At 40.4% G+C, this 14,032-nt stretch carries 11 protein-coding genes; 1 reads left to right on the forward strand and 10 read right to left on the reverse strand.

All coding sequences use genetic code 11. The features are described from left to right. Positions 1 to 63: 63 nt before the first annotated feature. From D1B33_RS03300 to D1B33_RS03340, 9 genes are all read right to left on the reverse strand, one after another. On the reverse strand, positions 64 to 1,506 hold the full coding sequence (locus tag D1B33_RS03300) for a S41 family peptidase (protein WP_118874901.1): 1,443 nt from the start codon (positions 1,504 to 1,506) through the stop codon (positions 64 to 66). Between the two features lie 96 nt (positions 1,507 to 1,602). Then, on the reverse strand, positions 1,603 to 2,172 hold the full coding sequence (locus D1B33_RS03305; protein WP_118874902.1) for a TlpA family protein disulfide reductase: 570 nt from the start codon (positions 2,170 to 2,172) through the stop codon (positions 1,603 to 1,605). 165 nt (positions 2,173 to 2,337) lie between these two features. Next, positions 2,338 to 3,708, reverse strand: a complete 1,371-nt coding sequence (locus tag D1B33_RS03310; RefSeq protein WP_233549365.1) for a murein hydrolase activator EnvC family protein — start codon at positions 3,706 to 3,708, stop codon at positions 2,338 to 2,340. Between the two features lie 62 nt (positions 3,709 to 3,770). Next, on the reverse strand, positions 3,771 to 4,667 hold the full coding sequence (gene ftsX / locus D1B33_RS03315) for a permease-like cell division protein FtsX (RefSeq protein ID WP_118874903.1): 897 nt from the start codon (positions 4,665 to 4,667) through the stop codon (positions 3,771 to 3,773). Then, positions 4,657 to 5,343, reverse strand: a complete 687-nt coding sequence (gene ftsE, locus D1B33_RS03320; RefSeq protein WP_118874904.1) for a cell division ATP-binding protein FtsE — start codon at positions 5,341 to 5,343, stop codon at positions 4,657 to 4,659. The genes ftsX and ftsE overlap by 11 nt, the downstream gene beginning before the upstream one ends. A 390-nt stretch (positions 5,344 to 5,733) precedes the next feature. Next, the gene (locus D1B33_RS03325) at positions 5,734 to 6,951 is read right to left on the reverse strand and encodes a DUF4097 family beta strand repeat-containing protein (RefSeq protein ID WP_118874905.1); all 1,218 of its coding nucleotides are present in this window, start codon (positions 6,949 to 6,951) and stop codon (positions 5,734 to 5,736) included. A gap of 193 nt (positions 6,952 to 7,144) precedes the next feature. Next, positions 7,145 to 10,021 (reverse strand): excinuclease ABC subunit UvrA, encoded by a 2,877-nt coding sequence (uvrA, locus tag D1B33_RS03330; protein ID WP_407656694.1) that lies wholly within the window; start codon positions 10,019 to 10,021, stop codon positions 7,145 to 7,147. Beyond that, the gene (gene uvrB, locus D1B33_RS03335; RefSeq protein ID WP_118874906.1) at positions 10,018 to 11,997 is read right to left on the reverse strand and encodes an excinuclease ABC subunit UvrB; all 1,980 of its coding nucleotides are present in this window, start codon (positions 11,995 to 11,997) and stop codon (positions 10,018 to 10,020) included. The genes uvrA and uvrB overlap by 4 nt, the downstream gene beginning before the upstream one ends. 311 nt (positions 11,998 to 12,308) lie before the next feature. Beyond that, positions 12,309 to 12,575: an IDEAL domain-containing protein gene (locus D1B33_RS03340; protein WP_118874907.1), complete on the reverse strand. Its 267-nt coding sequence runs from the start codon at positions 12,573 to 12,575 to the stop codon at positions 12,309 to 12,311. A 333-nt stretch (positions 12,576 to 12,908) separates the two neighbouring features. On the opposite strand from D1B33_RS03340, the gene D1B33_RS03345 reads away from it, so the two are divergent. Next, complete coding sequence (locus D1B33_RS03345; protein WP_233549366.1) at positions 12,909 to 13,427, forward strand: competence protein ComK; 519 nt, start codon at positions 12,909 to 12,911, stop codon at positions 13,425 to 13,427. Here the strand turns inward: D1B33_RS03345 and D1B33_RS03350 are convergent. Continuing rightward, entirely contained in the window at positions 13,387 to 13,785 is a 399-nt protein-coding gene (locus tag D1B33_RS03350; protein ID WP_118874909.1) for a YhjD family protein, read from the reverse strand. The two genes, D1B33_RS03345 and D1B33_RS03350, sit on opposite strands and share 41 nt — an antisense overlap. Positions 13,786 to 14,032: the final 247 nt, after the last annotated feature.

Consider the following 14,032-nt stretch of genomic DNA (forward strand, 5'->3'; position numbering starts at 1 on the left):
CGCATGAACTTGCAATTTTCATACAAGGAAACAGGGATTTTCCGCCAACCTGCGATAAATCGGCTAGATATCTCCGTTTAGGCGGTTCATCATAACACTCAGCCCCATGTTCAGTTGCAAGTCATTTTCGACATTTTGTTTATAGTTCATCACTTGTTCACGTATGCTTGCAAAGAATTGATCATCCATATGCCGTCCATCTTTTAAATCATTTTTTTCGCGATACAACAAGACTGCTGCTGCCGTTTGTTCATCATAAAAACCGTCTGTTCTTGTAATAGTATAGCCCAATCCTTTTAAGACTTTTTGTGTATATGCTACTTCTTCATTGAAATCTCCTTCACCATACTCCCCTGCCAAAGGGAGGATTTCAAGTGAAAATAATGGATGCTGCTCGACTTCCACATCCGCTTGTATTCCTTTTCCGTGTATCCATTCTCTTGCCGGCGTCAGCCATTTATTTGTAGAAAGCTTTAATTCCCCACCGTTTTGAAGATCCCATGTTTCCTGGACTGTCCCTTTTCCAAAGCTTTTGGTACCGACGATTAATGCACGTTCCCAGCTTCGAACCGCCCCTGCCATAACTTCACTTGCCGATGCACTGCCTTCATTTTGCAAAAGGACGATCGGCAGTTTCTTCATTTTTTCTAGATAAAAATCTTCCGCTTCAATTTTTTTTGTTTTTAACGGTTCCATTGCCCCTTGGCCGTTTTGCATATAAGCAAAGATGGTATCATCCTTTTGGATGCTACTTACGACAGCTGCGACGCTATGTAAATACCCGCCCGGATTATCCCGCAAGTCGACAATGATGCCTTCCACATCTTCGCTGATTAGTTTCTTTGTTGCTTCCAGCCACTCTTCTGCAGTCTTTTCGCCGAACATGGAAATCGAAACATAGCCAATTTCGTTATCATCCACCGATAATACTTTTGAAACAACGGTATCGTTATTGATTTCTGCCCGTTCCACACTTACTTTAATATGCCGTTCTGTACTCGGGCGATAAAAAACGAGCGTTACTTTTTCGCCAGCTTCACCCTGAATCATTTGCATGAGCTCGCCGATCGTTTTTCCTTCAACCCGAACATTATCAACTTGTACAATTTCGTCATATGGGCGAATGCCGGCTTTTTCAGCTGGAGAGGATTTAACCGGGGACACCACAATGAATTTTCCATTTTTCTCCGTGATTTCAATGCCAATCCCGACTCGTTGTCCAGCTAAAGATTGCTTATGCAAAGCCGCTTCTTTTTCCGTATAGTACGTACTATAGGGATCTTTTATCGCATTGGCCATCCCCCGAATGGCTCCTTCGATCAGCTGAGCCTCTGAAGTGCCGTAAACAGATTTTTGCGTAATTAAAGAATAAGCTTCATCAATCACAGGTACGCCGCTCACACTTTTGGATTCAGTTTGGGTTGTTTTTGCGTTTTGCCAAAATATAAAGCCGGCGATTATTACACACACAGCAGCCAGCAAGAAAAAAAATCGACTTTTCCTCAATGTTTTACCTCCTCTCGTTCAATCTATGAAAAAACAAAAAGAGATAACACATGGAAAAGCCGAAATTTGGTATTCAATTTATCTTAAAGCAAACAATTATTCCAAACTTGCTACATACTCCCGCAAGGCTTTTTGGTCAAGAGGGCCGACGATATGGTGCTGGATGCGCCCATTGGAATCAATCATAAATGTCGAGGGAATCGTTAACACTTGATATCGTTGATCTACTCCGGCTTCTTCAATTAGGGCAATCGGAAAAGTTAAGTCGTAGCTGTCGACAAATTGCTGGACTTTTTCAATGGAGCCATCTCGATAGGTAAAGTTTAACCCGATAATTTCCACATTGTCTTCTTCACCGTATTCTTCATAAAACTCCTGTAAATGCGGCATTTCTTCTTTACACGGCGGACACCAAGTAGCCCAAAAATTCAGCACCACTTTTTTTCCTTTAAATTCGGATAAAGTGAGGCTTTCACCTGACAATGTTTGAAGGGTAAAGTCCGGTGCCAATTGCCCTTTTTCCAGTCCTTCTTTGTTTAAATCCATTTCATAAGAAACCGCTCTTTCCGAAATAGCCTTGCCTGATTCGATTTGATTTTTTATATAAGTGCCTACCATAATAGCGACCAACATCATCACTACGACTAGACCTATTGCTTTTTTCATTTTCCACACTCCACATTAAAAACTATTTTCAGGTGGGTAATTTAGACATGATTTCCTTACATTAGAATAACATATGAATCGGATTTTAAGGAAATTTGATAGGGTTGGAAAATAGTAAAAAGCAGGCTAATTTTGACAAAATGTCTTAGCCTGCTACTCTTTCAATTATAAAGAAACATAATTTAATGGGTTTACACTACCTGTAGCTTGGTTCACCCAAGTACCTACATGGATTTCAAAGTGTAAATGTGAGCCTGTTGAAGCACCCGTGCTTCCCATACCAGCGATTTTTTGTCCCTTTGAAACTTGTGTTCCCACACCTACATTAATACTGCTTAAATGTGCGTAAAGTGACGTAAAGACTTGTCCATCAATTGAATGTGTAACCATTACGACATTACCATAAGTAGATAAAGGACCAGCATATGTAACCACACCGTCTGCAGCCGATACGATTGGTGTTCCAATTCCGTTTGCAATATCTATGCCATAGTGGAAGTTATAAGATCCTGAAATCGGGTGAACACGCGCACCGTATGGACTTGTGAAAGTACCATTCGCTGGTTTTGTCCAATTTCCTGCCGACACGGACGGTGCCGAACCACCACTTTGGCCTCCACCACTATAAGAGTTGCTGCTATAATTGCTTCTTGCGTTGCTGTTTGCATTACTGTTTGCAGCTCGTTCTTTCGCTGCAGCAGCTGCTGCGGCTTCAGCTCTTGCTTTTCTTTCCGCTTCTTGTTGACGGGCAATTTCAAGTAATCTTTGTTGTTCGGCAGCAATTTGCGCATTAAGATCATCACTCAATTCAACTGCATCTTCATATTTAACTTCCAATTTTTTCTTTTCACTAGTAGCTTGTTTTTGTTGCGCTTCCAGCTTATCGATCAAATTGTCTTTTTCTTTTTTCTGGGAATCTAAAGAAGCTTTTAAACTATCAAGTTCAGCTTTTTTACTTTCCAATTCTTGCTTCGTATTTTCCAAGACTACTTTTTCTTCTTCCAGCTTAAGTTGGTCTTCTTTTTGCTCTTTCATGATTTGGCGATCGGCATCCATTAATGTATTAACAGCCGAATAGCGATCGATAAATTCTACGAAACTATTGGCGCCAAGCAATACATCCAAAAAGCCAACAGAGCCATTTGCTTGAAGTGCACGAGCACGCTCGGCAAGCAGCTCATTGCGCTGGTCGATTTTTTCTTGAAGTGCTGTGATATTGCTTTTCAATTTCTCGATTTCACCGGCAGCAACATGAATTTCTTGTTTAACGATGCTGATTTCGTTATTTGTATTCGTAATTTTATCTGTTATTTTTGTAATTTGTTCCAAGAGCTTTTTTTGCTTCTTTTCAATTGAATTAATTTCGGAAGCTTTTTCATGAATCTCGCTGTTTAACTGTTCTTTTTGACCTTCAACATTGCTTTTTTGATCTTTTAAATCGGATAAACTTGCAGCATAGGAAACCGGCATTTGCATGGCAAGCACCAACGCTACAGATGATATCATAATTCCAAATGGTTTTTTACGTATTTTCACAGATTTTGACTCCTTTTCGCTTTCTCGCCCATTATTCTACTTTTTTCGCTAAATGGAGAGCATTAGACTTTTAAAAACTTTCTAACCGACATAAAACTTCCCCATATACCTATAAAGACACCGATTGCCAAAAGTAGCGCATTCACTTGATAAAGTAATGGCGTCGTGTCCAGCAACTGTAATAACTCACCGTTCATACTTGGCTGAATGAGTTTATAAATATTTGAATAAAGAACAGATATTACCGTGATTGGTATAATTGACCCCAAAATGCCAAGCCACATACCTTCCAGCACAAATGGAATGCGAACAAAGGAATTCGTTGCCCCCACTAGTTTCATAATTTCAATTTCGTCCTTACGAGCAAAAATTGTAATGCGGATGGTATTGGAAATGAGGAAAATAGCAGTAAACAGCAACCCTAAAATTAATACGATGCCTACATTTCTACTAATATTTAAAAAGTTGAATAGTTTTTCGACCTTTTCTTTTCCATATACGGCTTCCTGCGTATGTTCTAATTTCTCGATTTGTTTGGCAACCTTGACCGTTTGCTGCGGATCTTTTGCCTTTACATAAAGAACATTATTTAATGGATTGCTTTGTTCAAACAAGCTTAAATCCTCGCCATAATCTTTTATCAATAAATCAAGCTCCTGCTCTTTTGATGAGTAGACGACCTCTTCCACGGCCGGCAAAGCTTTGATTTGCTTGATCAGTTGTTTTTCGGCTGCTTTTGCTTGTTCCGAATCTTCCATAATATCGATTAATACTTTTATTTCTACATCATTCTCGATGTCGTCCGCCACTTTGTTTAAATTCATCATAATGATGGTAAAGACACCTACAAGCAGTAATGTAACGGTGACGGCACTGATGGATGCAAAGGTCATCCAGCCATTTCGCGTTAGGGATTTGAGACTTTCACGGAAATGGCGCTGGAGCGTTCTAGCTTTCATAGCCATATTCACCCCCGTTTACATCACGGACGATTAAACCGCCCTCTATCGCAATTACACGTCTTCGAATGGTATTAACAATTTCGCGGTTATGCGTGGCCATCACGATGGTTGTACCGCGGGCATTTATCTCTTCAAAAATATTCATGATTTCCCAAGAAGTATCCGGATCGAGGTTACCGGTAGGCTCGTCCGCGATGACCACTTTTGGCATATTCACAATGGAACGTGCAATTGACACTCGTTGTTGCTCCCCACCAGAAAGTTCATTTGGAAACATACGAACTTTATGCTTTAGACCAACCAAATCCAATACATCCATTACACGTTTCCGGATGACTTGCGGATTTTCTTCGATCACTTCAAGCGCATAGGCAACATTTTCAAAAACATTCATCCTTGGAAGAAGTTTGAAGTCCTGGAAAACAACGCCCAATTGTCTTCTTAAATAAGGAACTTGCCGATTTTTAAGTGTCGATAAATTTGTCCCGGCTATGATTACATCGCCTGAAGTAGGTTTCTCTTCGCGATACATTAGTTTTATAAAAGTAGATTTCCCTGCACCGCTTGGGCCAACTACATAAACGAATTCACCTTGTTTTATATCGATGGTAATACCGTTCGCGGCTACGACACCGTTCGGGTATTTTTTCACCACGTTTTTCATTTGAATCATTAATTAAAACCACCTAAATATTCTATCAAGATTGGATTTTTTAAACTCAACAACCATTATAGCACTCTAAATTCCTAGTTTTTATTACAGTTTCTTTTCAACTTTCCTTGTTTGAGAAATAACTGTCTTAATCTTTCATACTTTTCTATGTAAAACGAACTATGACTTTTCTTCTCTTTATGTATTATTCCATAAATAGACAAAAATTCCTTTTCTTTTTTCTTTTATTCACTAAATTTACTTTTTTGCCGTTTATCGTCTATTAAATTTAATTTTTCAACAATACCGTATTCTAATAACTTCTATTTTAAATTTCAACCATTACGCTTTGTAAAAGAATTTTGAAAACTCCCACTCATGAAAAAAGAACCGCATGTGCGGTTCCTGTTTTTATTCTGCGGTATAGCGAACGATAATGCTTCCTGTTCGGGATTCGCCGTTCACTTTTAATAGTTTAGCATCTTCCATGATTTTCTCAAAATGATATGTTTTTTGCAAAAATTGGTCTTCTTCCAGTCTTGCTGCAATATCAGGCAATACGATGTCGGCTTTGCCGAAATTAGTTGTCACCTGACCCTCCAATGAAAGCGATTTTGGTATATAAATTTCGACTGCACCCGCAACGGTTTGGGCTTTGATTTTTCGTGCATCTTGATCGTTTGTCGTAATCACGACGGCTCCATTCACGGATTCCGCCTCTACTTCTTTTACTTCTCCATCAATATAGATGCGGCCATTTCCCGTTTCCGCTTCGATATCTTCCCCATTTACATGGCGCAGCTCGATGGCACCATTTCCTGTTTCAATATCCCCATGCTGGAATGTGGCGTGGTCTATTTTTACAGCACCGTTGTATGTTTTGACTTTAATTAATTGGGCATCCAAATTCTGAATTGTCACGCCGCCATTTAATAAACGAATTAAAACAAGGTCATACAATTTTTCTGGTACCGCAATCCGCAAATTCACTTGCGACATTTTGGCAGCAACAGAAATCGTCAGTTTCCCGTTCACCAATTGTACAAATTTTTCTTCAAAATGGGCTTTTGTTTGTTCTTCATCATGATTTTGAACCGATGTTTTCACGGACGCCTCTACCAATAACTGATGATTTTCCGCTTTAACAAGTTCTACTTTCCCATTTGGAATTTCAACTTCCAGGGAATTGACTTCATCTTGCTCAAAAACATAGTTTTTTTCAAATTGCACTTTTTCGCCAAAAGGGAATTCCAGATCAAAGTCTTTTATTTTTGAAAAGGTAGACCCCATTAATCCCATGATGCGATCACTGAATTGCGTCAAATCCTGTTTAAGGTCATTCATAAATTCATCCATTTTTTTATTGGATTCTTTAGAATTGAATGCTTTCCCAAAAAGGTCTTCAAAGCCCGTTGTTTTCGATTTTTTCTCATCCTGGGTTTGCTCCGTTTGCGAATATTCGCGATACGCGTGAGCATCTTTTTCTTCATTCGTGCTTGTTAGAGGAACAACATTTGTTGTAGTGGAGTTCTGTTCTTTTGTTAACGCCTCTAGTAAGACAATCGCCTCTTCCGTCGTGATGGTCCCGTTCTCAACTAATTTTAAAATGCGTTTACGTTCGTTTTCCATATAAAAAGCCTCCCTCTAATTTGTATACTAAGATATACGTTGAGGGAGGTCAAAAAGTTTCATTGTTCAATTATGGATATTTCACTACAATGTTGGCAGCAATAAGGAAGGTTAGTTTTGCTGATCCTTGCCCATTAGTCCAAAAGATAGATATACGACCACATTCGGGCTTTCATCTATCCATGAACAAACATTATTTTGAAGAGGCTTCGGCCAATAGCGTCTGCATCCTTTGGCGGTCGCGTTCCAAAATCGGTTTTAAGTAACGGCCCGTATAGGATTCCTTACGAGCGGCAATTTCTTCCGGCGTACCTGTAGCCAGGATTGTGCCGCCTTTTTCCCCGCCTTCCGGACCAAGATCGATGATGTAGTCTGCGGTTTTAATAACATCCAGGTTATGTTCAATCACCAACACTGTATCCCCATTCTCCACCAGCCGCTGAAGAACTTGAAGCAAGCGGGCAATATCATGAACATGCAGCCCTGTTGTCGGCTCATCCAGAATATAAAATGACTTTCCTGTGGAACGGCGGTGCAATTCGGAGGCCAATTTAACACGCTGCGCTTCCCCGCCGGATAATGTTGTAGCCGATTGTCCAAGCTTCATATAGCCAAGTCCCACGTCAATGATGGTTTGGAGCTTTCTTTGGATTTTCGGAACATTTTCAAAGAAGACAACTGCATCTTCAATGGTCATATCCAAAACTTCCGCAATATTTTTTTCTTTATAGCGAACTTCCAATGTTTCGCGGTTATAACGTTTTCCATGACATACTTCACACGGCACATAGACGTCCGGCAAGAAGTGCATTTCGATTTTGAGAATCCCGTCGCCATGGCATGCTTCACAGCGTCCGCCTTTTATGTTAAAGCTGAAGCGTCCTTTTTTATAGCCGCGCACTTTGGCTTCATTCGTGGAAGCGAATAAATCACGAATATCATCGAACACACCTGTATAAGTAGCAGGGTTGGAACGTGGTGTTCTGCCGATTGGGGATTGGTCGATATCAATCACCTTATCCAAATGTTCGATTCCCTTAATCTCTTTATGGGCTCCCGGTTTTGTTCGTGCCCGGTTCAATTTATTGGCAAGCGATTTATATAGAATATCATTAATTAGAGTGGATTTTCCGGACCCCGATACACCCGTGACCGCAATAAACTGGCCCAGTGGAATATCCACATTCACATTTTTCAGGTTATTTTCGGAAGCACCTTTGATGGAAAGCTTCCGTCCATCCGATTGTCGGCGTTCAGTCGGCAGCGGAATAAATTTCTTTCCGCTTAAATACTGGCCTGTAATGGAGTCCGGGTTTTTCATCACTTCATCCGGTGTACCTGCAGCGACAATTTCCCCGCCATGCACACCAGCGCCCGGTCCGACATCGATTAAGTAATCGGCAGCCAGCATAGTATCTTCATCATGCTCCACGACAATCAATGTATTCCCCAGATCGCGCATTTCCTGCATCGTTGCCACCAATCGGTCATTATCGCGTTGATGCAGCCCAATCGATGGTTCATCCAGAATATAAAGAACGCCCGTTAAACGGGACCCAATTTGAGTTGCAAGACGAATCCTTTGAGCCTCTCCCCCTGATAAAGTGCCTGCCGTTCGCGCTAGTGTAAGATAATCCAGCCCGACATTGATCAAAAAGCTGAGTCGTTCGGTAATTTCACGAATAATCAGCTTGGCGATTGCCATTTCTTTTTCCGATAACGTTAAGTTCGAGAAAAATGCATACATATCTTCAATGGAATGTTGTGTTGCTTCTGCAATATGAAGCCCTTCCACTTTTACAGCAAGCGACTCGGGTCTCAAACGGTATCCTTTACATGTTGGACAAGGTTGCTCTGTCATGTATTTGGCCATTTGATCACGTACATAATCAGAACTAGAATCGCGGAAGCGGCGTTCGATATTGCGGATTACCCCTTCAAACTCAATTTTCTTATTATGCACACTGCCAAAATCGCTTTCGTAATAGAAATAAATTTTTTCATTTCCAGAGCCATATAAAATTTTATCCATTTGGTTTTTTGGAAGCTGTGAAACAGGTACATCCATTGGAATGCCGTAATGCGTGCACACGGCTTTTAATAGTTGCGGATAATATTGCGAGCTTGTCGGTTCCCATGCGGCAATGGCGTGCTCTTCCAACGTTTTTTCCCAATCCGGAATCAATAAATCCAGATCCACTTCTTGCTTCGTCCCCAATCCATCACAAGAAGGACATGCACCAAACGGACTGTTGAATGAGAACATGCGCGGCTCCAGTTCGCCGATTGAAAACCCGCAAATCGGACATGCATGATGTTCGCTGAAAAGCAGTTCCTCGTGGTCCATTACATCGACCAACACTCTTCCATCAGCCAAATTGACAGCTGTTTCAAGCGAATCGTAAAGACGGGCAGAGACCCCCTCTTTTATGACGACCCGGTCGATGACTACTTCGATATTATGTTTTTTATTTTTATCAAGTTCGATCGTATCATCCAAGTCCAGCATTTCCCCGTCCACCCGCACACGGACATAACCTTGCTTTTTCAGATCTTCAAGCAGTTTGACATGGGCGCCTTTCCGACCGGAAACGATGGGTGCGAGCAATTGCATTTTCGTACGTTCCGGATATTCAAGCAACCGGTCGACCATTTGCTCAACTGTTTGGGAAGCAATTTCAATGCCATCGTTCGGGCAAATCGGTTTCCCGATACGGGCATACAATAGACGAAAATAATCATAAATTTCCGTCACCGTCCCTACTGTGGAACGCGGATTTTTGCTTGTCGTTTTTTGGTCAATCGAAATGGCGGGAGATAATCCTTCAATGGCATCCACATCCGGCTTATCCATTTGCCCCAAAAATTGACGCGCGTATGCCGAAAGGGACTCGACATAACGCCGCTGCCCTTCAGCATAAATGGTGTCGAAGGCCAATGAAGATTTTCCCGAGCCGGATAAGCCTGTTAACACAACAAGCTTGTCGCGCGGAATCGTAATATCGATATTTTTCAAGTTATTTGAACGTGCGCCTTGCACGACAATTTCTGTATTCTTCACGTTTTTCATCCCTCTACTTTCAGTTCAAAGATGGTATCCCTCAATTCTGCAGCACGTTCAAAATCAAGTGCTTTTGCGGCTTCCTTCATTTCAACTTCAAGCGTAGCAACAAGTTTTTCGATTTCGGATTTTGTCATTTTCTTTCCTTTCGTTACTTTTGTAACGTAAGTTTCTTCTTGTTCAGCTGCTTGAGTTGCTCGAATAAGTTCAGGGATTTTCTTTTGAATGGTTTGCGGTGTAATACCGTGCTCTTCGTTATATGCTTCTTGAATTGTACGGCGGCGTTTTGTTTCATCAATCGCTTTTTTCATGGAGTCCGTCATTCGGTCTGCATACATGATGACATGACCGTTTGCATTTCTGGCAGCACGTCCAATCGTTTGAATCAGCGAACGTTCAGAACGCAAGAATCCTTCCTTATCTGCATCCAAAATTGCAACGAGGGAAACTTCCGGAATATCGAGCCCTTCCCGCAATAAGTTGATTCCGACTAATACGTCATACGTGCCTTTCCGCAGTTCCCGCAGAATTTCGATTCGTTCCAATGTTTTTACTTCGGAATGAAGATACTCTACTTTAATACCCAGTTCTTTTAAGTAATCCGTTAAATCCTCTGACATTTTTTTCGTCAATGTGGTAATAAGAACACGTTCATTTTTTCTTACCCGCTCATGGATTTCATCGATTAAATCATCAATCTGCCCTTCAATCGGACGCACATCAATCGTTGGATCCAGCAGCCCGGTTGGACGGATGATTTGTTCCACCATTTCAGGTGTATGCTCCAATTCATATGGCCCTGGCGTCGCAGATACATAAATTGCCTGGCTAATATGGCTTTCGAACTCTTCAAATTTCAATGGTCTGTTGTCCAGTGCGGAAGGCAAACGGAAGCCATAATCAACAAGCACGCCTTTTCGCGCTTGGTCCCCATTGAACATCCCGCGGATTTGTGGCAGGGTAACGTGGCTTTCATCCACTACCAGCAAGAAATCTTTCGGGAAATAATCAAGCAATGTATACGGTGTCGCACCGGCTTCTCTTAAAGTCAAATGGCGTGAATAGTTCTCGATTCCCGAACAGAAGCCCATTTCACGCATCATTTCCAAATCATAATTTGTTCGCTGTTCCAACCGTTGTGCTTCCAATAATTTATCTTCCGAACGGAATTTTTCCAGTTGGTGCTCGAGCTCTGTTTCGATGTTTTCGATGGCTTTGATCATTTTTTCTTCACGTGTAACGAAGTGGGAAGCCGGGAATATGGCTACATGATCGCGGTCGCCCATAATTTCTCCAGTCAAGGCATCCACTTCCCGTATGCGGTCAATTTCATCGCCAAAGAATTCAACGCGGATACATTTTTCATCACGCGAGGCTGGGAAAATCTCGACTACATCCCCGCGCACACGGAATGTCCCGCGTGTAAAATTGACATCATTTCTTTCATACTGGATATCCACCAGTTTCCGCAGCAATTGATTGCGTTCCAATTCCATTCCCGTACGGATTGAAACGACCAATTCCCGATATTCTTCCGGATTCCCCAAGCCGTAAATGCAAGATACGGAAGCAATGATAATGACATCATCCCGTTCAAATAAAGCGGATGTGGCGGAGTGTCTCAATTTATCGATTTCATCATTGATGCTCGAGTCTTTTTCGATGTATGTATCTGTTTGCGGTACATACGCTTCCGGTTGGAAATAATCATAGTAACTGACGAAATATTCAACGGCATTGTTGGGGAAAAACTGTTTAAATTCACTATACAGCTGCCCTGCCAGCGTTTTATTGTGCGCGATAACGAGCGTTGGTTTATTTACTTCCTTAATGACATTGGAAACCGTAAATGTTTTTCCTGTACCAGTTGCTCCGAGTAGCGTTTGGTGTTTCTTCCCTTCCTGAACGCCCTGAACAAGTTCTTGAATGGCATTCGGCTGGTCGCCACTCGGTTGGTATACAGATTGCAAATCAAAAGTGGCCATAAATTGTTCGTCCTTTCACAAATCTTCTACATTCATTTTATCATAGACATCGAAAAAATACGATTGAAAAGCGAACGTATATTCTCCAACAATTCTTGCAAAAGTGGGGTTCATAGTCTTTGCTCTTTAGCTTCAAACGTATTTTTCCTGATTGAATAAAGTTGTTGGTAATACTACTATTTACCTCGATTATTAGATTCAAACTATTGTCTTCCCCAAATACAAAAAAGCCGCCCAAAGCTCTGTCCCGTCCTTGCAAAAGGCTGAGGGACAGTCACTGTTTTGGCGACTTGCGAAAATCTTCTATTTGTCTAAACTATCGGCTCTTGCGACTCTTCCAGTTCCTGTGTTTCCTGCAATTCATTAAGCTCTTTCGTGTATGCATAAAATGCTTCTTCATCTCTCTCGTCCAATGCACTATCGATGAGATCTTTCAGCTGTTCAATTCTTTGTAGTCTTTGCATCCGATTTAAAAATAAATCCAAATAAATGTCATTCAATAACTTTTCAGATTCATTTGCATGTTGAGAGTTTCCAACTGCTTTAAGAAAATCTGTGTATGAATAATATTTATCCATCGATATCACCCCGATTCCCTTTTTTCTATTATAAGAAAACGGAAATCAATTTGCAATATATTCTGAAAAATTGACTGATTTTTCCCTTTGTCAAGAAATAGCTGCCCATATCCCAGCTGAAAGGATTTCTTGTTGACTCTCAAAAAAATTAACTATCTAATCAACAATACCTTATTATCGTTCAGTTTCCTACTAAAGTAATAAATTGGATGAAATATTATTTTTTAAACGTTTGAAATTTATTCAATTGTTTTGGGAATATTTTCATATTATGATTTAGTTGAATCGGTTATAAAGCATTATAGATCGATTATGAGAAGGAGGGTTTTTAATTTGGATAATGTAAATGTTGTAAATTCTTATCATATTTCTTTCAATACTTATTTGATAGAGCCCATGCAGCATGGAAAAAAGCTTTACTCGCGAGTCTATGATAAAAACGGAGAATATCTTGTCGAACGGAAACCTCTATACATAGTTCGCAATTCCTGCAATGTATTGGGAAGCAATTATAACAACGCCAGGACACTTGCAAAACATTTCTTCGGAAAGGAGAAACACAAGCTGCCGATTGTAGTTTCCCATGATTATGGAATACCAAATGTATTTTTTCCTCTATTATCTCCCGCTTCACCAAATAATGTTTGGATTGGCCTTCACGCCATCATAAACATTCGCCGCCTTCAAGATTTTACAGAAGTTACTTTGAAAAATGGCAAGGAATATATTTTGCAAATTAATTATGCATCGTTTTGCGCGCAATATGTGTGTGCGACCATGCTGCAAAAATATGCCGCAAATCAAAGGATTGTTATTCAAAATGAATTAAATCAACCTTTGGATGAGGATTAGCGTTCGAAGCTTTATTTAAGTATATTCGAAGTAAGTCTTCAACATGGTTTCTTAATCGGATATTGGAATATCTTCTTATATCCATCACTTGCTTATAATGAAACTGGTACTCTGTAAACATTTCATCTCGATTTCCTTGAACTACTCTTAATTGGTGATTTTTTAAATATGCTTTTGTTCTTTTCAAGTCATTTTCTGCGTATTTTCTAGCTTCATCAATTAAACAAATATATGGACGTTTTAATTTAAACTGCCCATTCTCTATTTGTGCGTGATCTTTTTCCAAAACAATCAGCAGCATCGGCAAATAGATCGCCGATTCTAGATATGGGACACTTTCAATGGGAATATGTGCCATGGAACCCCTCCTGCAATACAGAACATTTGTTCTTATAATTATATTACATCATATTTTGAAAAATGCAATTGGGAACTGAAGGAAAACTGGGGAAAAGAAAAGCAATAGTTTTTCGGGTAACTTTCAATTTAATGAACATTCAGCGCAAATTACCATTAGCATTCGCTTTATAACCGATTTTAATGAAATGAAAAATAAAAAAAACCTTTTCGCTGAAGAAAGGTTCTTGCACGAAAAGGTTCCAATT

The sequence above is a fragment of the Ureibacillus yapensis genome, assembly GCF_003515775.1.
GTDB lineage: Bacteria > Bacillota > Bacilli > Bacillales_A > Planococcaceae > Ureibacillus > Ureibacillus yapensis.

What these genes read in the sequence shown, in the direction of transcription:
- D1B33_RS03305 (WP_118874902.1), bottom strand. Translation starts at nt 2,172, where the DNA reads ATGAAAAAAGCAATAGGTCTAGTCGTAGTGATGATGTTGGTCGCTATT.
- ftsX (WP_118874903.1), bottom strand. Translation starts at nt 4,667, where the DNA reads ATGAAAGCTAGAACGCTCCAGCGCCATTTCCGTGAAAGTCTCAAATCC.
- ftsE (WP_118874904.1), bottom strand. Translation starts at nt 5,343, where the DNA reads ATGATTCAAATGAAAAACGTGGTGAAAAAATACCCGAACGGTGTCGTA.
- D1B33_RS03325 (WP_118874905.1), bottom strand. Translation starts at nt 6,951, where the DNA reads ATGGAAAACGAACGTAAACGCATTTTAAAATTAGTTGAGAACGGGACC.
- uvrA (WP_407656694.1), bottom strand. Translation starts at nt 10,021, where the DNA reads ATGAAAAACGTGAAGAATACAGAAATTGTCGTGCAAGGCGCACGTTCA.
- uvrB (WP_118874906.1), bottom strand. Translation starts at nt 11,997, where the DNA reads ATGGCCACTTTTGATTTGCAATCTGTATACCAACCGAGTGGCGACCAG.
- D1B33_RS03340 (WP_118874907.1), bottom strand. Translation starts at nt 12,575, where the DNA reads ATGGATAAATATTATTCATACACAGATTTTCTTAAAGCAGTTGGAAAC.
- D1B33_RS03350 (WP_118874909.1), bottom strand. Translation starts at nt 13,785, where the DNA reads ATGGCACATATTCCCATTGAAAGTGTCCCATATCTAGAATCGGCGATC.